Source organism: Mumia zhuanghuii (assembly GCF_042681565.1).
Lineage (GTDB): Bacteria > Actinomycetota > Actinomycetes > Propionibacteriales > Nocardioidaceae > Mumia.
Genome location: NZ_JBHUFT010000008.1, coordinates 1,771,393 through 1,792,449 on the forward strand (window position 1 = coordinate 1,771,393; position 21,057 = coordinate 1,792,449).

Consider the following 21,057-nt stretch of genomic DNA (forward strand, 5'->3'; position numbering starts at 1 on the left):
TCGGCGTGATGGGCTTCGAGCTCGGTATCGACCGGATCCTCATCGGTGTCTTCACCGGACTCACGTACGGGCTGCTGGCCGTCGGCCTCGTGCTCGTCTACCGCTCGAGCCGCTTCGTCAACTTCGCGCACGGCTCGATCGGTGCGTTCGGCGCCTCCGTGCTCGGCCTGCTCGTCGTCGACTGGGGCGCCCCCTACTACGTCGCGTTCCCGGTCGCCATCGCCGTCGCCGCCCTGCTGGGCGCGGGCATCGAGGTCGGTGTGGTGCGTCGGCTCGCCGGCCGCCCGAGTCTCATCGGGATGATCGCGACGCTCGGCCTCTCGCAGTTCATCCTCATCATGGCGCTGCTGCTCAACAGCGACGGGGTCAGCGGCTTCACGTTCCCGATGCCGCCGCTGCTGCCGTCGTTCACGATCGGCAATCTCCCGGTGACCTCCGCCCACGTCGCGATGGTGCTGCTGGCACCCGCGGTCCTCGTCGGTCTCTCGCTGTTCCTGCACCGGATGCGCCAGGGGATGGCCATCCGCGCGGCCGCCGACGACGCGGACACTGCAGCACTCGAGGGCATCCGCGCCCCGCGGATGGCGTCGTACGCATGGGCGATCGCCGGCGGCATCGCGGCGCTGTCCGCAATCCTCGTGACTCCGACGACGGCCGGGCAGTCGATCGACACCCTCGGGCCCGACCTCCTGCTCAAGGGCCTCGCCGGCGCCGTGATCGCGCGCATGACGTCGATCCCCATCGCGTTCGTGGCTTCCATCGGCATCGGGGTCCTCGAGCAGGTCCTGCTGTCGAACCCAGACACGCGCGGGCTGGTCCCCGTCGTGCTGGGCATCGTCATTGTCGTCGCGCTCCTGCGCCAGCCGACCCTCGGGCGCGCCGACACCGATCGGGGCGGCTGGCGACGTGTCGGTGCCCCGCCGGTGCCCGCGGAGTACCTCACCGTGCGGGGGATTCGTCTCGCGCCGTACTTCCTCGTCGGAGGCTGCGCGACGATCGCCGTCGCACTCGCTTATGTCGTCAGCAACGAGACCGCGTCCGTCCTCACCACCGTCGCGGGTTTTGCGCTCGTCGGTCTGAGCGTCGGACTCATCACCGGCGTCGCAGGCCAGCTCTCGCTCGGCCAGTTCGCGTACGCGGGCATCGCCGCGGCGGTGTCGGTGCACTTGGTCGATAGCTGGGGGAGCTTCGTCCTCGGCACGATCGGCGGCGTGCTCGCTGCTGCCCTCGTCTCCGCGCTCGTCGGCATCCCGGCACTGCGCCTGAAAGGGCTGGCGCTCGCCGTGTCGACGCTCGCGTTCGCGCTCGCCACGACGGCATGGGTGCTGCGGCTCGACATCTTCCTCGGCGACGGCGTGTCGCCGGCAAAGCCGTCGTGGTGGGGCTACTCGATGGAGCTCGCCCGCGACTACTACCTGTTTGCACTGCTCATGCTCGCGATCGGCATCTTCGTCTCGGCGAACCTGTGGCGCGGCGGCTTCGGGCGCTCCCTGCAGGCGCTGCGCGACAACGAGGACGCCGCACGAGCCTTCACGGTCCCCCGGACGCTGCGCAAGCTCCAGCTGTACGCCGTCTCGGGCGCTCTCGCCGGGCTCGGCGGCGTCGTCATCGGCCACGGGCAGACGACGCTCACGGTCAACTCGTTCCCAGCATCGGCGAGCATCGACGTCGTGGCCCTCACCGTCGTCGGCGGTCTGGGGCTGGTCGCAGGTCCGATGGTCGGTGCGCTGATCATCGTCGGGCTCCCGGGCATGGTGGCGCTCGGGATCCCCGGACAGGCCCTGCTTGCGATCGGATGGCTGCTGGTCGTCGTCCTGCTGCCCGACGGACTCGGCGGAGTGGCGATGCGGTTGCGTGACCGCTGGTACGACCGGCTCGCCAGACGAGCCGGGATCGATCCCCTGGTCGCGCGCGCCGAGCCCGACGTCACGCAACGCTCGCCGCTGCAACGCTCGGCGGCGTTGGACGGTCTGTTCGCGATCGACACCGAGGATATGGAGGCGGGTCCCGACGCCGCGCCGCTGCTGGTCGTCAACGACGTCAGTCGCCACTTCGGTGGTGTGGTCGCGGTGGACCATGTCGACCTGGCCGTCAGGCCGGGCGAGATCGTGGGGGTCATCGGACCCAACGGTGCCGGCAAGACCACGTTGTTCGAGATCGTCGCCGGGTTCACCAAGCCCGACACCGGTATCGTCCACTTCGGCGGCCACGACATGACGCGGGCGACACCCGAGCGTCGCGCGAACGAAGGACTCGTGCGCTCGTTCCAGGACGCCGCGCTGTTCCCGACCATGACCGTTCGAGAGACCGTGATGGTGGCGGGGGAGCGGACCGCACCGAGCAGCCTGCTCGCCGCGACGCTCGGGACGCCGCTTCCCGATCGGATGAAGGCGCGCCGTGCCGACGAGCTGATCGACCGGATGGGCCTCGGTCCGTTCGCTGGTCGCACGATCTCTGAGCTGTCCACCGGCACGCGGCGGGTCGTGGAGCTGACGTGTCTGCTCGCGCTCGAGCCACGCGTCCTGCTCCTCGACGAGCCGTCGGCGGGCATCGCTCAGAACGAGTGCGACGCCTTGGGTGACCTCTTGCTCGACATCCGCCGCGAGCTGGGCACGGCGATGGTCATCATCGAGCACGACCTGCCGCTGCTTGCACGCCTGTGCGACCGGATGGTCGCCATGAACCTCGGCCGGCTCATCGCCGAAGGCACGCCCGACGAGGTCCGGACACATCCGGACGTCGTCAGCTCCTATCTCGGCTCCGACCATGCCGCAATCGCGCGGTCAGGCCCTCAGCTCGCCAGCGTGGCGCCGTTCCCTGCGGGGACGCCATGACCCACCGACCCACGACCCGTCCGCCCGATCCCACGACTCGGAGAACGAATGCCATGACCCCCAGGATCTCGACTCTCTTCCGGGCGGTGGCTGCTGCAGCCGCGCTCGGCCTCGTGATGCTCGTCGGCGCACCCGCTGCGACGGCAGCGCCGTCGCTCGACATGGGTTCCAGCTCGGGCCTGAAGGACGGGCAGAAGGTCACCGTCAAGGCGTCCGGCTTCGCGCCCAACCTCAAGAACATTGCCGTCGGACAGTGCAAGGAGGTCCAGAAGGGGCCCTCCGACTGCAACCTCAAGGGTGGTGCGACCTTCCGCAACGCCGACGCCAACGGTGCCATCGCGGACGTGACGATCACGCTGGCCGAGAAGTTCGGATCCATCGACTGCGCCAAGGAGACGTGCGTCGTCGCCGCCGCCCCGCTTCCGACGTCTAGTCCTGCCGACGTGGTTGCCGCCAACACCGTGTCGGTCAAGCTGACGTTCGGCGCCGCCGCATCGGAGAACACGCAGACGTCGGACGACACCCCCGCGACCACCCCCGCTCCGACCGTTCCCGAGAGCGATGACGCGAACGCGCTGCCCAAGACTGGCGGCACCGACAGCCTTCCCGTGCTTCTGATGGGCGCGGGCGTGCTGCTCATGGGTGGTCTGGGCGTGCTGCTCGTGCTCCCGCGTCGGCGTCACGGGATCAGCGCATGAGGGCCCCGGGTCGACTTGGCATCGTCGGGCGCGTGGCCGCGGCCCTTGGGCTCACGGTCGGTTCGCTCGCCCTGGTGTCGAGCCCGGCCGCAGCGGCCGAGGGCGTGCCGGCGACCGGCAAGACGACGTTCACGTGCAAGCTGTCGACGTTCCCCGAGTTCCAGTACGTCAGTGACATCTCGGTCGCTGGCTACCGAGCCTCGGTGGGCGGCCCGGTGACGCTTCGCGCGACCATGAGTGACTTGCCCGGAGTGTCTCCGGCGCCGCTGAACAACTATCAGATGGATACCACGCTCACGCTCGACGTCGACGGCAAGGAGGTCGTCCTCAAGGGCGGCGCCAAGGTGACAGCAGCGGCACGGGCGCCCATCCCGTTGCCTGACCTCGAGGGTGTGACGACGTCGGACAAGGCGGAGCTCGCCGTCACCGTGAAGGCGTTCAAGTTCGACTTCCCGGTCCTGCAGATGGCGGGTCCCTGTGCCGGTGAGCAGAAGCTGTCGACACTGACTGTCGGTGACGGAAGTGCGCCGACGACGCCGCCGCCGACGACGCCGCCGGCGACGGCGCCGCCGGCGACGGCGCCGCCGACAACGGCAGAGACCACGCCGCCCGCAGGCAACCCTGGCAAGCCCGCCGAGGGCACCGTGAAGTTCGCGTGCACCCTCTCGCTCGGCTCGAAGTTCGACTACAACGCCAAGATGTCCGTCTCCGGCTACCGCGCGGCTGCGGGCGATCCGGTCACGCTCCAGGCGACCATGAGCAAGCTGCCCGGCATCGCGCCCGTGCCGATCGACGGTTCGATGGACTTCACGGTTGACCTGTCTGTCGGGGGTACGGCGACAACCCTCAAGGCGACCAGCACGGTCAATGCCGCACCGAAGGCAGAGGTCGCGGTCCCGACGCTCAAGGGTTCGGTCAAGGCGTCCGGCGACGAGCTCGACGTCACGGCCAAAGCGTTCATGTTCAACTTCCCGTCTGCGGGGATCGGCGCGGAGTGCACCGGCAACGGAGCGCTGTCCAAGCTCGGCGTCAGCAGCGAGCCGCCGGAGGACGATGGCGGAGGTGGCGGGGACGACACGCCGTCGGGCGACACCCTGCCCAAGACCGGCGGCACGAACTCGCTCCCGGTGATCGGCCTCGCCGCCAGCGCGCTGATCCTGCTCGGGGCCGCAGGCATCGTCTGGTTCCCCTCGCGCCGGAGCACCCCGACGAGCGGCTGAACCGGCAACGCCGCCCGGCCCCCATGGACGGCGGGCTCCCTGCGTACCTGTCACCGTCAGGGAGCTCGCTCTGTACGACGAAGGTCCCGACAATCTCGCCAGCAGAGGGTGAGAACGTCGGGACCTTCGTCTTTGTCACCGCGTCGCGAGCAACGGGTGCGCGACGTACGAGCGGGAGGCGACGAATCCGGCGTCGCGCAGGCGGTCGACCGAGATCGGGACGGCCGGTGCAGCGATCTCGGCACGGTAGACCAGCGGCGGGAGGTCCTGTGCCGCGCTGATCGTGTCGAAGAGCTCGGCGTTGGTGGGAGGCAGATCGGGGTGCGTGAGGTTGTACGTCCCGACGATCTGCGTCTCGACCGCGTGGACGATCGCGTCGGCGGCGTCTTCGACGGCGAGCCGGTAGAGGAGCGCATCGCCGCAGAACGGCACCGACCCGCCGAGGAACTTGTGTGCCATCGCGATCTTCTCGTCGATCGGCGGATCGTCCGCTCCGAAGACGTCACCGCATCGGTAGATCGTCGAACGCTCACCTGCGGCCGTACGGTAGACGTCCTCCATGGCCAGGAAGCGGTTCGGGCTGGGATCGTCCGAGTCGGTCACAGGCGAGTCCTCGTCGACCGCGGCGAGGTGGTTGCTGGCGTCGCCATACACCGACAGTGCTGACAGTGCGACGAGGTGGGCCGAGCCGGGGGCGCTCGTGACGCTCTCCGCAGTCGCGACGAGGACCTCGTGATAGCTCTTGGCGCGGTCCTCGGGCGTCATCGAGTGCGCGGCGACGGGGCCCGCAGTCACGACGACCGCGTCCGCGTCGGCTACGCGTGCGTGGACGGCGTCGCGGTCAGCGCCGCGCAGCACGGCCACGTCGTCGAAGCGCGCCTTCAGGTCGTCGACCCGTCCGGGCGTGGTCGTGGTCACCGTGACGTGATGGCCGCGCTCGCGGAGGGTGGTGGCCGCTGATGCGCCGACGAGGCCGGCGCCGATGACGAGGATCCTCACTTGTCGCCCTCCGTCCGGCTCGCACGGATCTGGTCGAGGCCCGCCCGTACGGAGACGAGCTCGTCGACGCGTTCGGCCCCGAGGAACTTCTTGGAGAGCTCGTTCATCGGGTCGAGGGTGTAGCCGTACGTCCGCAGCAGGTGGTCGCGCTCGCGCAGCGCGGCGCGCTCCTCGACCGGCACGGGCTGGGCGTTGCGGACCGACTCGAGCCAGGTGTCGACGCGCTGCTCGACGGCCTCGCGGAGGGTCTCGACCACGTCGTCGGTGCGGTCGGCGACGTAGGAGTTGCCGACGGGGGAGAGGAACGCCCGCATGTAGGTCCCGTGGCTCACCGACCACGTGAAGCGGTTGTCGCCGCGCAGCGCGAGCCAGGAGGCGTTCTCGGGCTCGTAGTAGCGCCCGAGGTAGTCGACGTCCGTGGCGAGGTCGCGGCGGGGCACGAGGTCGCTGAAGTGGAAGATGTTGGGGATTGTCCCGAACACGATGATGAGGTGCGGGACGTCGATGTGGGGGCCGAGCCACACCTGGAGGTTCATGTCGAGGATCGACGCCTTGCGGTTGCCGATCCACGAGTGCACGAGCCACTCCGCGCCGTTGTCGGCGTCCCCGGCGTAGGTGTTGAGCGACCCCTCGTACGAGTCGTCGGGGGTGCTCCAGGCGGCGAGCCCCTCGCTGTTGGCGTGGGGCTGCACCGGCAGCTCCGCGGTGATCTTGTCCTTGGCCGCGGTGAGGATGTCCCAGAACGCCTGCCACAGCTCGCGGCTGTCGACGTCGGGTGCCTCGGCGAGGAACTCCGGGATGGTCTTGGTCTGAGCACTGCTTGTCATGACGGAAGCATAATGATATATGATCTACGAGTCGAGACCCCTTGGGAGCGCGCATGATCGTCGTCGTCAGCCAGGCGTGGACCAAGCCCGGCGAGGAGCACGCCCAGGCCTACATCTCACTCTCGGGGGAGTTCGGACGGTTCTTCTGCGACCACCCCGGCTTCCGGGGTCGCCGCCTGGCCCGCGGGGTCGAGGACCCCACCCACTTCACCCACCTGCGCTTCTTCGACACGGTCGAGGCGTACGAGGAGTGCACCCGCCACCCGGACTACGTCGCGCACACCGAGGCGATGTACGAGCACCTCCGGCCGTACGAGTCCTACCCCCGCGAGTACCTCGAGGTCGTGCTCGACGAGCCGGACCCGCGGTGACCACCTTCCTGCTCGTCCATGGCGCGTTCCGTGGCGGCTGGTCGTGGCGGCGGGTCCGTCCGCACCTGATCGCCGCCGGACACGACGTGTACGCCCCGAGCCTGACCGGAGCGGGGGAGCGGGTCTCGGGCGCGGCGGGCGTAACCGGTCTCGACGACTGGGTCGACGAGCTTGCCGCGCTCGTCGACCTGGAGGACATGGACGACGTCGTCCTCGTGGGTCACAGCCAGGGCGGTGTCGTCGTCAGGGCGCTCGCCGACCGCATCCCTCACCGCCTGCGCCATGTCGTCTACCTCGACGCGGGTGTGCCCGATCCGGGCGAGCGTGCCGTCGACCTCACGCCCCCGCCGCCCGGCGTCGCGCTGCCGCCGCGCGAGACGCTCGTCCCCGCGCGGGCCCCGCAGGTGTCCGGGGACCTCGACGCCGTCACCGCCGCGTGGCTGGCGCAGCGCCTGACGCCGACGCCCTTCGCGCCGTCCTTGGACGTCCTCGCGGTGGCCGAGACCCACAAGGTTCCCGTGACGTACGCGTTCTGTGCCAGCACGCCGTCGGGATATCCGTCGCAGACCACGCGCGATCGCCTCGACGCGCGTGGCGTCCCGTACGACGTGCTCGACGCCGGCCACGACGCCCCGCTCACCGTGCCGGCTCTCGTCGCCGACCTGCTCCTGAACGCGGCGGCGCGTCCCGTCTGACCGAGATTCGGGGCCTTCGGGTGCAGCACGGGTGATCGCGATCCTCCTCGTCCGAGACAATGGGCTCGTTGGGCTGGGTCGGAGGTGGCCGCGCGGGCGGATGCGCACTCCACCCGGCGTCGTTGACGTAGAGGAGAATCCGTGTCCCCGAGGACCAGACCGGTGGCCGACGAGTCCGCCGACGGCGGCAGCGCCACCATCGCCACCGTCGAGCGCGCGGCCGACGTGCTCCTTCTGTTCGCAGAGGCTCCCGGCCCCGATCTCGGTGTCACCGAGATCGCCGACGCGCTGGGGCTCTCCAAGGCCGCGGTGCACCGTGTCCTGGCATCGTTGCGCGGCCGTGACCTCGTCGCCTTCGACGAGCACTCCCGGCGCTACTCGTTGGGCGTGGCCGTGATGCGGCTGGGGCTCGCCTACCTCGACCGGAGCGACGTACGGGCGGCCGCTCGCCCGCACCTCGAAGAGCTCTCGGCACGCACCGACGAGACCGCGACCTTGTCGGTGCTCCTCGGGGAGCACACCCGTATCTACGTCGACCAGGTGACGCCCGACCGGGAGGTCATCATGGCGGTGACGCTCGGTGAGCCGTACCCGCTGCATGCAGGGGCCTCCTCGCGCGCCTTCCTCGCGTTCCTCCCTGAGGAGGACGTCAACGCCTACCTCGAACGCGGGACGCTCGACGCCTTGACCCGGAGCACTGTCGTCGGCGCCGACGCGCTGCGCGAGGATCTCGCCGTCGTCCGCGCCCAGGGTTGGGCGCAGTCGTCCGGGGAGCGTATGGACGGCGCCGCTTCCGTCGCCGCTCCCGTGCTCGGCCACGACGGTCTCCCGGTCGCCGTCGTCAGCGTCTGTGGGCCGGCCGAACGGTTCGCCCGCACGCTCGACGAGTGCCGCGAGGCGCTCCTCGAGACGACGACGACGCTCTCGCGCCGATTCGGCTGGACGGGCTGACGTGAGGGCGGTGCTCCTCGCGTTGACGGAGTCGCGAGGGTCCCGCTAGCGTTCAGTGAAACGCCGTTCCAGATTGGGAGCACGCTCGTGATCGCTCGTTCGTACCTGTACGTCCCCGGCAACGCCCCCGACAAGCTCGCGAAGGTGCTGGGCAGGGGGGCGGACGCGGTGATCGTCGATCTCGAGGATGCGGTCCCGTGGTCGGCCAAGGACACGGCACGAGCGGCGGTCGCCGAGTGGTTGAAGGCCCTGGACGGTGACGCCGGCGGCGTCGAGGTGTGGGTCCGTGTCAACCCCGGACCGGTCGGGCTCGACGATGTCTCCGCGGTCGTCGCCGCTGGACTGCGCGGCGTCATGGTCGCCAAGACCGAGGCGCGCTCCGATCTGGACGCGATCGACGACGTGCTCGGCAAGGCGGAGGCTCGCGAAGGGCTCGATGCGGGATCGATCGGTGTCGTCCCGCTGCTGGAGTCGGCGTCGGCGGTCCTGGAGGCACGCACCATCGCCGCGGCTCCTCGGGTCGTACGCCTGCAGGTCGGAGAGGCTGATCTCGCCGCCGACCTGGGATTCGGCGAAGGGACCGACGACGCTGACTGGGCGGCCATCCGCAGCCAGGTCGTCCTCGTCAGCGCTGCCGCAGGCATCAGTGCGCCGGTCGCGCCGGTCTCCACCGACTTCCGCGACCTCGAGCGATTCGCCGAGACGACGCGCGCTCTCGCTCGCCGCGGCTACGTCGGGCGTGCCTGCATCCACCCTGCGCAGGTCGGCGTGGCCAACGACGTCTTCACCCCGTCCGAGGAGTCGCTCGGCCAGGCGCGCGCGCTCGTCGCGCTCTTCGACCAGGCCGTCGCCGAGGGCCGCGGCGTCGTCGTCGGGCCGGACGGGCGGATGGTCGACGAAGCCGTCGTACGCCGCGCGCGGAGCGTCATCGCTCTGGCGCGCTGACCTTCCGACACCCGCACGTTCGGGCAGCGCGTGCGCCCAGGCCGTGCCAGGCTCGCCGCAGGAGGTGGGCCGATGAGTCGAACGACCTTGCCGCCGCTCGCGGTGGTGATGGGGATCTCCGGTGTCGGCAAGTCGGAGATCGGGCACGAGCTGGCCGAACGGTTCGACGTTCCGTACGAGGACGGGGACGCCTTCCACTCCGAGGCGAACATCGCGAAGATGTCCGCGGGGACGCCCCTGACCGACGAAGACCGCTGGCCGTGGCTGGCGGCGATCGGCGAGTGGCTCGCAGCCCACGACGAGTCCGGGGGAGTGGTGAGCTGCTCGGCGCTGCGGCGCGTCTATCGTGACGTACTCGTCGCCGCCGCGCCGCGGATCGTCTTCCTCCATCTCGCCGGTGACCACGACCTCATCCGGCAGCGCATGGAGCACCGTGACCACTTCATGCCGGTGTCGCTGCTGCAGTCCCAGGAAGACACCCTCGAGCAGCTCGAGCCGGACGAGAACGGCGAGCTCCTCGACATCACACCCACCCCTGCCGAGATCGTCGACGAGTTCCTCGCGCGGACCGAGCTCGTGGACGAGCAGGAGGGGTCGCGATGAGCGGCCCGGGCGGGCTCTTCGGGCTCCTCGGTACGCAGGAGGCGATCACGCCTGCCGCCGGAACCGCCCAGCTCGTGACGGCGGCGCTGATCGGCATCGCGCTCATCGTCGTCCTCATCGTCTGGCTGAAGGTCCACCCGTTCCTCGCCCTGACGCTTGGCTCCCTCACCGTCGGCGCCGTCGCCACCATGCCGATGAAGGACACGCTCGAGAGCTTCACCGCCGGTGTCGGCGCGACGGTGGCCGGTGTCGGCGTGCTCATCGCGCTCGGTGCGATGTTTGGCAAGCTCCTCGCCGACTCCGGAGGAGCCGACCAGATCGTCGACACCATCGTCGGGCGCTCCAGCACCCGGATGCTCCCGTGGGCGATGGCGGCGATCGGCGCGCTCATCGGTCTCCCCATGTTCTTCGAGATCGGCCTCGTGCTGCTGATGCCGGTGATCTACCTGGTGGCGAAGCGCTCCGGGCTCTCCCTGATCGCGGTCGGCCTACCCACCCTCGCCGGCCTCTCGGCGATGCACGGCTTCGTCCCTCCGCACCCGGGGCCGCTCGCGGCGATCGACGTCCTGAACGCCGACGTCGGCATCACCCTCGGACTCGGAATCCTCGTCGCGATCCCGACGATCATCGTCGCGGGCCCGCTTTTCACCCGGTTCGCCTCGCAGTGGGTGGACGTCCACGCCGACTCGGCGGCGTTCGAGGCGACACGCGACACCGAGGGACGGCGGCCGTCGTTCGGGATCACGCTCGCGACAGTGCTCCTGCCCGTCGTCCTCATGATGGCCAAGGCCGTGGCCGACCTCGTGCTCGACGAGGAGGGGGTGCCGTACGCCTTCATGGACTTCGTCGGTGAGCCGCTCATCGCGCTGCTGATCGCGGTGATCGTCGCGATCTTCACCCTCGGGGTCGGGTCGGGCATGGACCGGGAGGACCTCAGCACGAGCATCGGCACGTCGCTCCCACCGATCGCCGGGATCATCCTCATCGTCGGTGCGGGCGGCGGGTTCAAGCAGGTGCTGATCGACACCGGCATCGGCGAGGTCATCGCCGACTTCGTGACCGACTCCGGCGTCTCGGTGGTCCTGGTGGCGTGGCTCGTCGCGGTCCTGATCCGCCTGGCAACCGGATCCGCGACGGTCGCGACGATCACCGCGGCGGGGATCATGGTGCCCCTGGCCGAGGGGATGCCGCAGGGTGAGGTGTCACTGCTGGTGCTCGCGATCGGAGCGGGATCGGTGTTCTTCTCCCACGTCAACGACGCGGGATTCTGGCTCATCAAGGAGTACTTCGGCATGTCGGTCGGCCAGACCATCAAGTCGTGGTCGTTGATGGAGACGGTGCTGTCGGTCTCCGGGCTGATCTTCGTGCTGCTCATGCACCTGGTGATCTGACACCGCCGCAGCGGCCCCGTGTTCGCCGGGAGCGGACAGTCCATCAATTCGGTGTGAAGGGCAACCACGCCGGGGGTAACGTCATCGCGTGCTGTGGACCCTCGCACGGACCTATCTGCGTCCGTACCGCCTCCCGATCGCGCTGGTGATGGTCTTCCAGCTCGTCGCGACGCTCGCCAACCTCTACCTCCCCGGACTCAACGCCGACATCATCGACGAGGGCATCGTCAACGGTGACACCGGCTACATCCTCCGGATCGGCGGCGTGATGCTGCTGGTCACGGTCGTGCAGATGGTGTGCACGATCATCGCCGTCTACTACGGCGCCCGTACGGCGATGGCCTTCGGGCGCGACCTGCGCGCGGCGGTCTTCACCAAGGTCGAGACGTTCGCCTCGCAGGAGGTCGCGCGGTTCGGCGCGCCGACGCTGATCACGCGCAGCACCAACGACGTCCAGCAGATCCAGATGGTCGCCTTCATGGTGTTCGTGCTGCTGGTGGCGGCGCCGATCATGTGTGTCGGAGGCATCGTGATGGCCCTGCGCCAGGACGTCGGGCTGTCGTGGCTGATCGCCGTCGTGATCCCGGTGCTGGTCCTGTCCGTCGGCTTCATCATCTCCCGGATGCGCCCGTACTTCCGCCAGATGCAGGACAAGATCGACGTCATCAACCGAGTGCTGCGCGAGCAGATCATGGGCATCCAGGTGATCCGGGCGTTCGTGAAGGGCCAGTACGAGCGCAACCGCTTCGAGGCCGCCAACCACGAGTACCGCGACGTCGCGATCAAGGCCGGGCAGTGGATGTCGCTGATGTTCCCGACCGTCATGCTCGTCATGAACGCCTCCAGCGTGGCCGTCCTGTGGTTCGGCGGGCACCGGGTGGCCGACGGCACGCTCGAGGTCGGCACGTTGACGGCGTACCTGACCTACCTCATCCAGATCCTGATGTCGGTGATGATGGCGACCTTCATGTTCGTGATGCTGCCGCGCGCGGAGGTCTCGGCCGACCGTATCCACGAGGTGCTGGACACCGAGCCGAGCGTGCTCAGCGCGCCCGGGGCCGACACCGCACCTGTGAGCCGGGGACGCGTTGACCTCGTCGGTGTGAGCTTCAGCTATCCCGAGGCCGAGGAGCCGGTGCTCTGCGAGGTCGACCTGACGGCTCAGCCGGGGGAGACGACGGCGATCATCGGGTCGACGGGCAGCGGCAAGACGACGCTGCTCAACCTCATACCCCGGCTCTTCGATGCCACGGGGGGTCAGGTGCTCCTCGACGGGGTCGACGTCCGTGACCGCAGCCTCCCGCAGGTGTGGGGCGCGATGGGCCTGATCCCGCAGAAGGCGTTCCTCTTCACCGGCACCGTCGCGACCAACCTTCGCATGGGTGACCCTCACGCCACCGACGAGCAGCTCTGGGAGGCCCTCGAGATCGCGCAGGCCCGCGACTTCGTCGAGGCGATGCCGGAGGGGCTCGACGCACCGATCGCCCAGGGAGGCACCAACGTGTCCGGCGGACAACGCCAGCGTCTGGCCATCGCGCGAGCGATCGTGAGCCGCCCGCTCGTCTATCTCTTCGACGACTCGTTCTCGGCCCTCGACTTCGCGACGGACGCGGCGCTGAGACGCGCGCTCCGTACGGTCACCGCCGACGCGGCCGTGATCGTCGTCGCGCAGCGCGTGAGCACCATCCGCGACGCCGACCGGATCGTGGTCCTGGACGAGGGGCGGGTCGTCGGAACCGGCACCCACTCCGCGCTGATGGACTCGTGCGAGACGTACCGCGAGATCGTCCTGTCCCAGCTGACCGAGCAGGAGGCGGCATGAGCGCGCGTGGCCCGGGCCCGGCCCTCGGCATGCAGGCCCCGCAGCGGGCGAAGTCCTTCGGCACCTCCGCGAAGCGGCTGATGCGGACGCTGCTGCGCGACCGGGTGAGCACGGCGGCGATCCTCGTCCTCGGTGTCATCGGCGTCGCGCTGAGCGTGATCGGTCCGCGGATCCTCGGACACGCCACCGACATCGTCTTCGACGGCTACATCGCCAGCGGTCTGCCTGAGGGCGCGTCCAAGGAGGAGGTCGTCGCCGGGCTCCGTGCCCAGGGGGACGACCGGGTCGCCGACATGGTCCAGGCGATGGACCTGCAGCCCGGTCAGGGCATCGACTTCGACGCGCTCGGGTCGGTGCTCGTCGCGGTGCTCGTGATCTATGTCCTCTCGTCGCTGTTCATGTACGTCCAGGGCGTGATGACGACCCGGCTCGTCCAGCGGACCGTCGCCGGCATGCGGGGCGAGGTCGAGGACAAGATCGGCCGGCTCCCGCTGTCCTACTTCGACTCGCGCTCCCGAGGCGAGATCCTCTCGAGGGTCACCAACGACCTGGACAACATCGCGCAGTCGCTCCAGCAGACGATCAGCCAGCTCCTCGTCTCGCTCCTGACCGTGATCGGCGTCCTGGTGATGATGGTGACGATCTCACCGCTGCTCACCTTGATCGCGCTGGTGACGATCCCGATCGCGGTCGTCGTGACAGGAGCGGTCGCGAAGCGCTCGCAACCGCAGTTCGTCGCCCAGTGGGCGGCGACCGGCCAGCTCAACGGCCACATCGAAGAGAACTTCACCGGGCACGAGGTCGTCAAGGTCTTCGGGCGCCAGGAGCAGGCACGTGCGGAGTTCGCGGCCGCCAACGAGCGGGTGTACGACGCGGGCTTCCGGGCGCAGTTCGTCTCCGGGATCATCCAGCCGGTGATGATGTTCGTCTCGAACATCAACTACGTGGCGGTCGCCGTCATCGGTGCCGTACGGGTCGGATCGGGCTCGATCAGCGTCGGTGACGTGCAGGCCTTCATCCAGTACTCCCGCCAGTTCACCCAGCCGCTGACCCAGGTCGCGTCGATGATCAACCTCCTCCAGTCCGGGGTCGCCTCCGCGGAGCGGGTCTTCGACCTGCTCGACGAGGCCGAGGAGGTCCCCGACCCGCCGGACGCCCTCGCGCCCACGATCGTCCGCGGGCGGGTCGCGTTCGAGGACGTGTCGTTCTCGTACGACCCCGAGACGCCCCTGATCGAGCACCTGGACCTCGTCGCCGAGCCTGGGCAGACCGTGGCGATCGTCGGTCCGACGGGTGCGGGCAAGACGACGCTGACGAACCTCGCGCTGCGCTTCTACGACGTCGACGGCGGGCGCATCACCCTCGACGGCGTCGACGTCCGGGCGATGGACCGCGACGTGCTGCGCGACAACTTCGGCGTCGTGCTGCAGGACGCGTGGGTGTTCCATGGCACGATCCGCGAGAACATCGCGTACGGAGCCGACGGCGCGTCGGAGGAGAGGATCGTGGCGGCGGCGCAGGCGGCGTACGTCGACCACTTCGTCCGTACGCTGCCCGACGGCTACGACACCGTGATCGACGACGATGGCGGCAACCTCAGCGCCGGGCAGCGCCAGCTGCTCACGATCGCGCGCGCGTTCCTCGCGGACCCGTCGATCCTCGTGCTGGACGAGGCCACGAGCTCGGTCGACACCCGCACCGAGGCGCTGGTGCAGCAGGCCATGGAGCAGCTGCGCTCCGGGCGTACGAGCTTCGTCATCGCGCACCGTCTGTCGACGATCCGCGACGCGAGCCGCATCGTCGTCATGGAGCAAGGGCGGATCGTCGAGCAAGGCACCCACGACGAGCTGATCGCGGCCGACGGTGCCTACGCGCGGCTCTACCAGGCGCAGTTCGCCGGCGCGGAGATCTAGGTGGGCGAGGCGCTGCGTCAGCCGGCGGAGGAGACGTCGTCCGGCACGTGGTCACCGTGGCCGAGGGCGACGAGCCGGTTGCGGAGCCGCTCGGCCGCCTCCTCCAGCGACTCGGGCGACGGGTCCGGGTCTACGGCGGCGAAGCTGAAGTCGTCCAGCCCCCACACGGGCCACACGTGCACGTGCAGGTGCGGGACCTCGAACCCGGCGATCATCGTGCCGACCCGCGGGCTCTCCCACTCGGCCTGCTGGGCGGCGCCGATCCGCTTCGCAACGGCCGTCAGGCGCGAGAGCAGCGCGTCGTCGGCGTCGATCCAGTGGTCGACCTCGTCGCGCGGGACGACGAGCGTGTGGCCGGGCCGGATCGGCCCGATGCTCAAGAATGCGACCACCTCGTCGTCGGCCCACACGAACCTGCCCGGGATCTCACCGGCGATAATCTTCGAGAAGAGCGTGCTCATAAAGAGCAGTCTGCCGTACGGAGTTGGAGCGTCGACCAGCGTTCTGGCACAATAGTGAGTCGATTCCGTCTCGCGAACGAACCCTCTCATTCGGTCGCGTCCGGATCCGCGGTCAGGCGGCCCGTTCCCCACACGGTGCCCGCTGGATCACCACACCACGTTCATTGAGGAGACACCACACCCGTGGCCGTCAAGATTCGCCTGAAGCGGATGGGCAAGATCCGCACCCCGTTCTACCGTGTCGTCGTCGCCGACTCGCGCACCAAGCGCGACGGTCGTGTGATCGAGGAGATCGGTACGTACAACCCCAAGGCCGACCCGTCGATCATCAAGATCGACTCCGAGCGTGCTCAGCACTGGCTCTCGGTCGGCGCGCAGCCGAGCGAGGCGGTCGCCGCGCTCCTCAAGCTGACCGGCGACCTCCAGCGGTCGAAGGGCGAGCAGGCCGAGTCGACCGTCAAGGTCGCCGAGCCCAAGCGTGACAAGGCCGAGCTCTTCAACGAGGCGCTCAAGGCCGTGCACAACGCGCCCGCCACCGAGGCCGTCACCAAGAAGGCTCCGGCCAAGAAGGCCGCCAAGGCCGACGATGCGGCCGAGCCTGCCGAGGCAGCGCCCTCGGAGGCCTGAGTCCTGTGATGGTCGCCGAAGTCATCGAGCACCTGGTCGGCGGCATCGTCGACCACCCGGACGACGTGGACGTCACACCCAAGCAGCTGCGACGCGGTCTGCTGTTCGAGGTCCGGGTGCACCCCGAGGACCTCGGCAAGGTGATCGGACGCCACGGCCGTACGGCCACCGCGATCCGGACCATCGCCGGCGCCATCGCCGGCAAGGGCGGCGCCCGGATCGACTTCGTCGACGTCGACCGGCGTCGCTGACGTCGTGGAGATCGTCGTCGGCCGCATCGGCCGTGCGCACGGCATCCGCGGTGAGGTCAGCATCGACCTGACGACCGACGAGCCCGAGAGGCGATTCGCCCCGGGCTCGTCGGTCGTGGTGCGTCCGAAGGCGGACGCCGCCCGTACGATGCGCATTCGCGCCATCCGCCCGCACCAGGGTCGTCTCCTCGTCACCTTCGACGAGCTCCTCGACCGTACGGCCGCAGAGAAGCTCCGCGGCGCGCAGGTCGTCGTCGACGTCGACGTGACCGAGCGCCCGGAGGACCCGGAGGAGTTCTACGACCACCAGCTGGTCGACCTCCGCGTGCAGAGCGGGGGAGCCGACCGCGGCGTCGTCCGCGACGTCCTGCACCTCCCGGCTCAGGACATGCTCGCCGTTGAGCGCTCCGACGGTGTCGAGGTGCTCGTCCCGTTCGTCGCGGCACTCGTCACGAGCGTCGACCTCGCGGCCGGCGTGATCCACGTCGCGCCGGTCGAGGGACTGCTCGATCCCGAGCTGTCCGAGGACGCCGGACCTTGATGATGCGCATCGACGTCCTCACGATCTTCCCCGACTACCTCGCGCCGCTCGACCTGTCGCTCCCGGGCAAGGCGCGACAGCGCGGGCTCCTCGACCTGCACGTCCGCGACTTGCGTGACCACACCCACGACCGGCACCGCACCGTCGACGACACCCCGTACGGCGGTGGCGCCGGTATGGTGATGCGCCCCGAGCCTTGGGGCGAGGCGCTCGACGCGGTGCTCGCCGCCGGGCGCGACTCCGTCGGTGTCGACGGTCCCGTGCTGCTCGTGCCCAGCCCGTCCGGCGCTCCGTTCAAGCAGGCCGACGCGGGGCGCCTGGCTCAGGAGCCGTGGCTCGCCTTCGCGTGCGGGCGCTACGAGGGGATCGACCAACGGGTCATCGACTGGGCTTCTGAGCGGATGCGCGTCGAGGAGGTCTCGCTCGGCGACTTCGTGCTCAACGGGGGAGAGGTGGCCGCGCTCGCGATGATCGAGGCCGTCATCCGCCTGCTGCCGGGGTTCATGGGCAACCCCGAGTCGCTCACCGAGGAGTCGCACGGCTCGGACGGGCTCCTCGAGTACCCGGTCTACACGAAGCCGGCGCGCTGGCGTGACCACGAGGTGCCCGAGATCCTCCTGTCCGGAGACCACGGGCGGATCGCCGCGTGGCGCAAGGAGCAGGCGCTCTTGCGCACTGCCGTGCGTCGCCCCGACCTGCTCGCGCCCGACACCGACGCCTGAGCGCACCTCAGCGTGGCGCGGGGAGATCGTCCGCCGGATCGAGCCGGCTCCTGTCGCTCGAGGCCTCGCCGTGCGGCAGCACCAGGCCGCGGCGGTGCGCGGAGGTCACGGCAGCGACACGGTCGCTGACCCCGAGCTTGCGGTAGACGTTCTCGAGGTGCTTGTGCACCGTCCGTGCGGAGATGCCGAGGCTGCGCCCGATCGACTCCGCCTTGCGGCTCTCGGCCACCATCGCGAGGATGGTGCGCTCCCGCGGCGTCAGCCCGGCCTCGTCCTCGGCCGTTCGTGCTGTCATCGCCGTGGTGGCCGTGAGAAGCCGCAGGTGCACCTCAAGACCCCGTACGAATGCATGGAGGGCCCTCACGCGCGGCAGCGCCCAGTGCGGGAACGGCTCGTCGCGGACCAGCACGTACCCCTCGATCAGTGCGCCCGGCTCGTTGCGGATCGGGATGGCCATCTGGTGGACCCCGAGGTCGAGCGAGCGCAGGAGGCTGACGAGCGGCGCGGGGAGCATGCGGGAGGTCTGTCCGGGACCGAGGAGCATGCGCGGTTCGAGCGACCCCGTACGGAGGTAGTGCTTGAGCAGCGGATGGGTCTGCTCAAGCGTCCGGACCCCGTACGGCCAGCGGCGGGCGTCGAACCCGACGTCCTGCGGAAATCCGTGGAGCGACAGCGTCCTCGACCGTTGGTCGTACGTCACACGAGCACCTGCGCGAGCGTCGAACTCGCTCAGCAGGTGGTCGGTGAGGCAGAGGCGCGCCGCCGTCGGGTCGTCCTCGAGGAGGACCGACGAAGCGACCTTGATCCAGCGTGTGGACTCCGGCACGATGTGTTCCCCCTTCACGTGCTCATGGCGTGAGCGTAACGAAGCCGTTTTGGGGCACCGTGACCGAGCATGTGAATGAGACGCCGGACGGAGACCTGCCGCGGGCGACCGCCCTCGCCTACGTACCCTTACGTATTTCGTCGCAACCTTTGTTTGTCCTACGCTCGCATCGGGGTCCAGCACGGCGGGTCGTCGACATCAACGGGGGTGATGCCGCGAGACGCGGTGCTGGACCCCTCCTGCGCCAGGCCGACGGCGATTAACGGCCGCGAGGGTGGGTGTGGCAGACTGGTGAGTCGGTGCTGGGCTCTGCTGCCACAGGGGTGTCGAGCCGCCAGACCGTCGCGATGCGACGGCTCGCAGCACCGTCCTAGCATTCGCACACCGCACATGTCGTGGGTGACCTGTGGCACTGACGAGGAAGAGATGAGATGACCAACGTAGTCGATGCCGTCGCGAGCCAGTCGCTCCGCGACGACGTCCCGGAGTTCCGCGCAGGCGACACCGTCAAGGTCCACGTGAAGGTGATCGAGGGCAACCGCTCGCGCGTCCAGGTGTTCCAGGGTGTTGCCATCCGCATCCAGGGCTCCGGCGTCGGCCGTACGTTCACCGTTCGCAAGGTGAGCTTCGGCGTGGGTGTCGAGCGGACCTTCCCGCTCCACACGCCGATCATCGAGAAGATCGAGGTCGCGACCCGCGGCGATGTCCGTCGCGCGAAGCTCTACTACCTGCGCAACCTCCGCGGCAAGGCCGCCAAGATCAAGGAGAAGCGCGAGTCCTGAGCAGTGCCGGGGGGCGACTGTGGATGAGCGCGCTGACCGATCTGCGGATCGGCCCGACGACGTAGCACCGGGGACGCACCGGGCAGCCCGTACGACGGGCAGCCCGGTGCGTCCGCGTGTACGGACGGTGGTGGGTCGCTGGGGCGACCGTGCCGTCCCGCTCTGGCTCGAGGTCGTCGCGCTGCTTGTGGTGGCGCTGCTGCTCTCGCTCGTCGTCAAGTCGCTGTTCCTCCAGACGTTCTATGTCCCGTCGGAGTCGATGGAGCCGACCCTCACCGGCAACCCGGACGGTGCGCAGGACCGGATCGTGGTCCAGAAGGTGTCCTACTGGGGACGTGACCCGCACCGCGGCGAGGTCGTCGTCTTCGAGGACCCGGGCGGGTGGCTCGGGTCGGGTGGGTTCGACGACCCGACGAACGCCGCCCAGAAGCTGCTGTCGACGGCAGGGCTGTATCCGTCCGGCGGCCATCTGGTGAAGCGCGTCATCGGTGTCGGCGGCGACACGGTGAAGTGCTGCGACACCGGCGGTCGCATCGAGGTCAACGGGGTCGCGATCGAGGAGCCGTACGTCAAGGACGCCTCTGCGACGGCGCGTCTCCCCTTCGACGTCACCGTCCCCGACGGCTACCTCTGGGTGATGGGGGACAACCGCGGCAACTCCGCCGACTCGCGGGCTCACATGGACTCTCCGGGCGGCGGCTACGTTCCGGACGACAGGGTGGTCGGCAAGGTCGCGTTCGTGGTCTGGCCGTGGAAGGACCGTGCTGTTCTGCACGACCCCGGGGCGTTCGCCTCGCTCGACTGACGCCAGGTCGACGCGCCGCAGTGCGCGTGGAGCGCGGCGCTAGGCTGTGGACGTGACATCGCACGAAGAGACCGCCGAGACGTCGGCCACAGGCCGTTCCGGCAAGGCGAAGCGCAAACCCCTACCCCTCTGGCAGGAGACAATCCTGCTGGTCGTGGTCGCGCTGGTGCTTGCGCTGATCGTCAAGACGTTCCTCGTGCAGGCGTTCTGGATCCCGTCCGGGTCGATGGAGGACACCCTCCAGGTCGACGACCGGATCCTCGTCCAGAAGGTGTCGTACTGGGCGGGCGAGCCGCAGCGTGGTGACGTCGTCGTGTTCGACGATCCGGGCGACTGGCTCGGCGTCGGGTACGAGGAGGAGGTCGGCCCCGTCCAGCAGGTGCTGTCGGTCTTCGGCCTGTTCCCGACCGGCGGTCACCTCGTGAAGCGCGTCATCGGCGTCGGCGGCGACCGTGTGGTGTGCTGCGACGCCGACGGGCGGCTCCAGATCAACGGCGTCTCGATCGACGAGCCGTACGTGCCCGACCCCGCTGCCACCGCCGACGCACGCTTCGACGTGGTGGTCCCCGAGGGGCGGCTGTGGCTGATGGGCGACAACCGTGGCAACTCGACCGACTCGCGCGCTCACCAGGGCGGGCCGGGCGGCGGCTTCGTCCGTACGGACGCGGTGCTCGGCAAGGCTTGGGTCGTGGTGTGGCCGTTGAAGCGGGCCGGTACGGCGGGCTCGGACCACGAACCCTTTGCGGACGTCCCCGATCCCGACTGAGGCGGGT

The 21,057-nt window shown here is 69.5% G+C and carries 22 protein-coding genes and 2 pseudogenes; 20 read left to right on the forward strand and 4 right to left on the reverse strand.

Going from position 1 to position 21,057, the window contains the following annotated elements:
- Positions 1 to 8 precede the first annotated feature (8 nt).
- The 5 genes and pseudogenes from ACFSDF_RS20360 to ACFSDF_RS16975 form a co-directional block, all read left to right on the forward strand.
- Positions 9 to 1,736, forward strand: a pseudogene (locus tag ACFSDF_RS20360) (ABC transporter permease); the annotation flags it as partial.
- A gap of 258 nt (positions 1,737 to 1,994) precedes the next feature.
- Positions 1,995 to 2,531 (forward strand): annotated as a pseudogene (locus ACFSDF_RS20365) (ABC transporter ATP-binding protein); the annotation flags it as partial.
- A 147-nt stretch (positions 2,532 to 2,678) separates the two neighbouring features.
- The gene (locus ACFSDF_RS20370) at positions 2,679 to 2,834 is read left to right on the forward strand and encodes an ABC transporter ATP-binding protein C-terminal domain-containing protein (RefSeq protein ID WP_417568542.1); all 156 of its coding nucleotides are present in this window, start codon (positions 2,679 to 2,681) and stop codon (positions 2,832 to 2,834) included.
- Between the two features lie 53 nt (positions 2,835 to 2,887).
- On the forward strand, positions 2,888 to 3,532 hold the full coding sequence (locus tag ACFSDF_RS16970) for a neocarzinostatin apoprotein domain-containing protein (protein WP_377158414.1): 645 nt from the start codon (positions 2,888 to 2,890) through the stop codon (positions 3,530 to 3,532).
- 32 nt (positions 3,533 to 3,564) lie between these two features.
- Positions 3,565 to 4,752, forward strand: a complete 1,188-nt coding sequence (locus ACFSDF_RS16975; protein ID WP_377158416.1) for an LPXTG cell wall anchor domain-containing protein — start codon at positions 3,565 to 3,567, stop codon at positions 4,750 to 4,752.
- A 135-nt stretch (positions 4,753 to 4,887) separates the two neighbouring features.
- Here ACFSDF_RS16975 and ACFSDF_RS16980 read toward each other — a convergent pair whose 3' ends face one another.
- Together ACFSDF_RS16980 and ACFSDF_RS16985 are read right to left on the reverse strand one after the other, a co-directional pair.
- The gene (locus tag ACFSDF_RS16980) at positions 4,888 to 5,751 is read right to left on the reverse strand and encodes an NAD-dependent epimerase/dehydratase family protein (RefSeq protein WP_167003610.1); all 864 of its coding nucleotides are present in this window, start codon (positions 5,749 to 5,751) and stop codon (positions 4,888 to 4,890) included.
- Positions 5,748 to 6,578 (reverse strand): hypothetical protein, encoded by an 831-nt coding sequence (locus ACFSDF_RS16985; RefSeq protein WP_167003609.1) that lies wholly within the window; start codon positions 6,576 to 6,578, stop codon positions 5,748 to 5,750. Before ACFSDF_RS16985 ends, ACFSDF_RS16980 begins: the two co-directional genes overlap by 4 nt.
- Before the next feature lie 53 nt (positions 6,579 to 6,631).
- Between ACFSDF_RS16985 and ACFSDF_RS16990 the strand changes: the two genes are divergently transcribed.
- From ACFSDF_RS16990 to ACFSDF_RS17025, 8 genes are all read left to right on the forward strand, one after another.
- Complete coding sequence (locus tag ACFSDF_RS16990) at positions 6,632 to 6,949, forward strand: antibiotic biosynthesis monooxygenase family protein (RefSeq protein WP_167003607.1); 318 nt, start codon at positions 6,632 to 6,634, stop codon at positions 6,947 to 6,949.
- On the forward strand, positions 6,946 to 7,644 hold the full coding sequence (locus ACFSDF_RS16995) for an alpha/beta fold hydrolase (protein ID WP_167250413.1): 699 nt from the start codon (positions 6,946 to 6,948) through the stop codon (positions 7,642 to 7,644). Before ACFSDF_RS16990 ends, ACFSDF_RS16995 begins: the two co-directional genes overlap by 4 nt.
- Positions 7,645 to 7,785: 141 nt before the next feature.
- Complete coding sequence (locus ACFSDF_RS17000) at positions 7,786 to 8,595, forward strand: IclR family transcriptional regulator (protein ID WP_377158420.1); 810 nt, start codon at positions 7,786 to 7,788, stop codon at positions 8,593 to 8,595.
- A gap of 87 nt (positions 8,596 to 8,682) precedes the next feature.
- Positions 8,683 to 9,540, forward strand: coding sequence for an HpcH/HpaI aldolase/citrate lyase family protein (locus ACFSDF_RS17005; RefSeq protein WP_167003601.1), 858 nt, complete (start codon positions 8,683 to 8,685; stop codon positions 9,538 to 9,540).
- A 72-nt stretch (positions 9,541 to 9,612) separates the two neighbouring features.
- The gene (locus ACFSDF_RS17010; RefSeq protein WP_167003599.1) at positions 9,613 to 10,143 is read left to right on the forward strand and encodes a gluconokinase; all 531 of its coding nucleotides are present in this window, start codon (positions 9,613 to 9,615) and stop codon (positions 10,141 to 10,143) included.
- A complete protein-coding gene (locus ACFSDF_RS17015; protein WP_167003597.1) occupies positions 10,140 to 11,534 on the forward strand; it encodes a GntT/GntP/DsdX family permease in 1,395 nt (464 codons plus the stop codon). The genes ACFSDF_RS17010 and ACFSDF_RS17015 overlap by 4 nt, the downstream gene beginning before the upstream one ends.
- An 88-nt stretch (positions 11,535 to 11,622) precedes the next feature.
- The gene (locus ACFSDF_RS17020; protein ID WP_377158423.1) at positions 11,623 to 13,356 is read left to right on the forward strand and encodes an ABC transporter ATP-binding protein; all 1,734 of its coding nucleotides are present in this window, start codon (positions 11,623 to 11,625) and stop codon (positions 13,354 to 13,356) included.
- Positions 13,353 to 15,269, forward strand: a complete 1,917-nt coding sequence (locus ACFSDF_RS17025) for an ABC transporter ATP-binding protein (protein WP_167003593.1) — start codon at positions 13,353 to 13,355, stop codon at positions 15,267 to 15,269. Before ACFSDF_RS17020 ends, ACFSDF_RS17025 begins: the two co-directional genes overlap by 4 nt.
- A gap of 17 nt (positions 15,270 to 15,286) precedes the next feature.
- On the opposite strand, the gene ACFSDF_RS17030 is transcribed toward ACFSDF_RS17025, so the two are convergent.
- Complete coding sequence (locus ACFSDF_RS17030; protein ID WP_167003591.1) at positions 15,287 to 15,730, reverse strand: HIT family protein; 444 nt, start codon at positions 15,728 to 15,730, stop codon at positions 15,287 to 15,289.
- A gap of 183 nt (positions 15,731 to 15,913) precedes the next feature.
- Between ACFSDF_RS17030 and rpsP the strand changes: the two genes are divergently transcribed.
- The 4 genes from rpsP to trmD are packed head-to-tail and all read left to right on the forward strand — an operon-like array spanning position 15,914 to position 17,871.
- Positions 15,914 to 16,357 carry a 30S ribosomal protein S16 gene (gene rpsP, locus ACFSDF_RS17035; protein ID WP_167003589.1) on the forward strand — a complete coding sequence of 148 codons (444 nt, stop codon included), beginning with the start codon at positions 15,914 to 15,916 and terminating at the stop codon, positions 16,355 to 16,357.
- Positions 16,358 to 16,365: 8 nt separating this feature from the next.
- Entirely contained in the window at positions 16,366 to 16,608 is a 243-nt protein-coding gene (locus ACFSDF_RS17040) for an RNA-binding protein (RefSeq protein ID WP_167003587.1), read from the forward strand.
- 4 nt (positions 16,609 to 16,612) lie between these two features.
- The gene (rimM, locus tag ACFSDF_RS17045; protein WP_167003585.1) at positions 16,613 to 17,149 is read left to right on the forward strand and encodes a ribosome maturation factor RimM; all 537 of its coding nucleotides are present in this window, start codon (positions 16,613 to 16,615) and stop codon (positions 17,147 to 17,149) included.
- Complete coding sequence (gene trmD / locus ACFSDF_RS17050) at positions 17,149 to 17,871, forward strand: tRNA (guanosine(37)-N1)-methyltransferase TrmD (RefSeq protein WP_243842969.1); 723 nt, start codon at positions 17,149 to 17,151, stop codon at positions 17,869 to 17,871. Before rimM ends, trmD begins: the two co-directional genes overlap by 1 nt.
- A 7-nt stretch (positions 17,872 to 17,878) precedes the next feature.
- Here trmD and ACFSDF_RS17055 read toward each other — a convergent pair whose 3' ends face one another.
- Entirely contained in the window at positions 17,879 to 18,715 is an 837-nt protein-coding gene (locus ACFSDF_RS17055) for a helix-turn-helix transcriptional regulator (protein ID WP_208322357.1), read from the reverse strand.
- A gap of 413 nt (positions 18,716 to 19,128) precedes the next feature.
- Here ACFSDF_RS17055 and rplS point away from each other — a divergent pair, with 413 nt between their 5' ends.
- The 3 genes from rplS to lepB (ACFSDF_RS17070) all read left to right on the forward strand — a co-directional run bounded on the left by rplS (position 19,129) and on the right by lepB (ACFSDF_RS17070) (position 21,050).
- Positions 19,129 to 19,479 (forward strand): 50S ribosomal protein L19, encoded by a 351-nt coding sequence (rplS, locus tag ACFSDF_RS17060; RefSeq protein ID WP_167003583.1) that lies wholly within the window; start codon positions 19,129 to 19,131, stop codon positions 19,477 to 19,479.
- Between the two features lie 106 nt (positions 19,480 to 19,585).
- Positions 19,586 to 20,284: a signal peptidase I gene (lepB, locus tag ACFSDF_RS17065; protein WP_167003581.1), complete on the forward strand. Its 699-nt coding sequence runs from the start codon at positions 19,586 to 19,588 to the stop codon at positions 20,282 to 20,284.
- 52 nt (positions 20,285 to 20,336) lie between these two features.
- Entirely contained in the window at positions 20,337 to 21,050 is a 714-nt protein-coding gene (lepB, locus tag ACFSDF_RS17070; protein WP_167003579.1) for a signal peptidase I, read from the forward strand.
- The last annotated feature ends 7 nt before the right edge of the window (positions 21,051 to 21,057 follow it).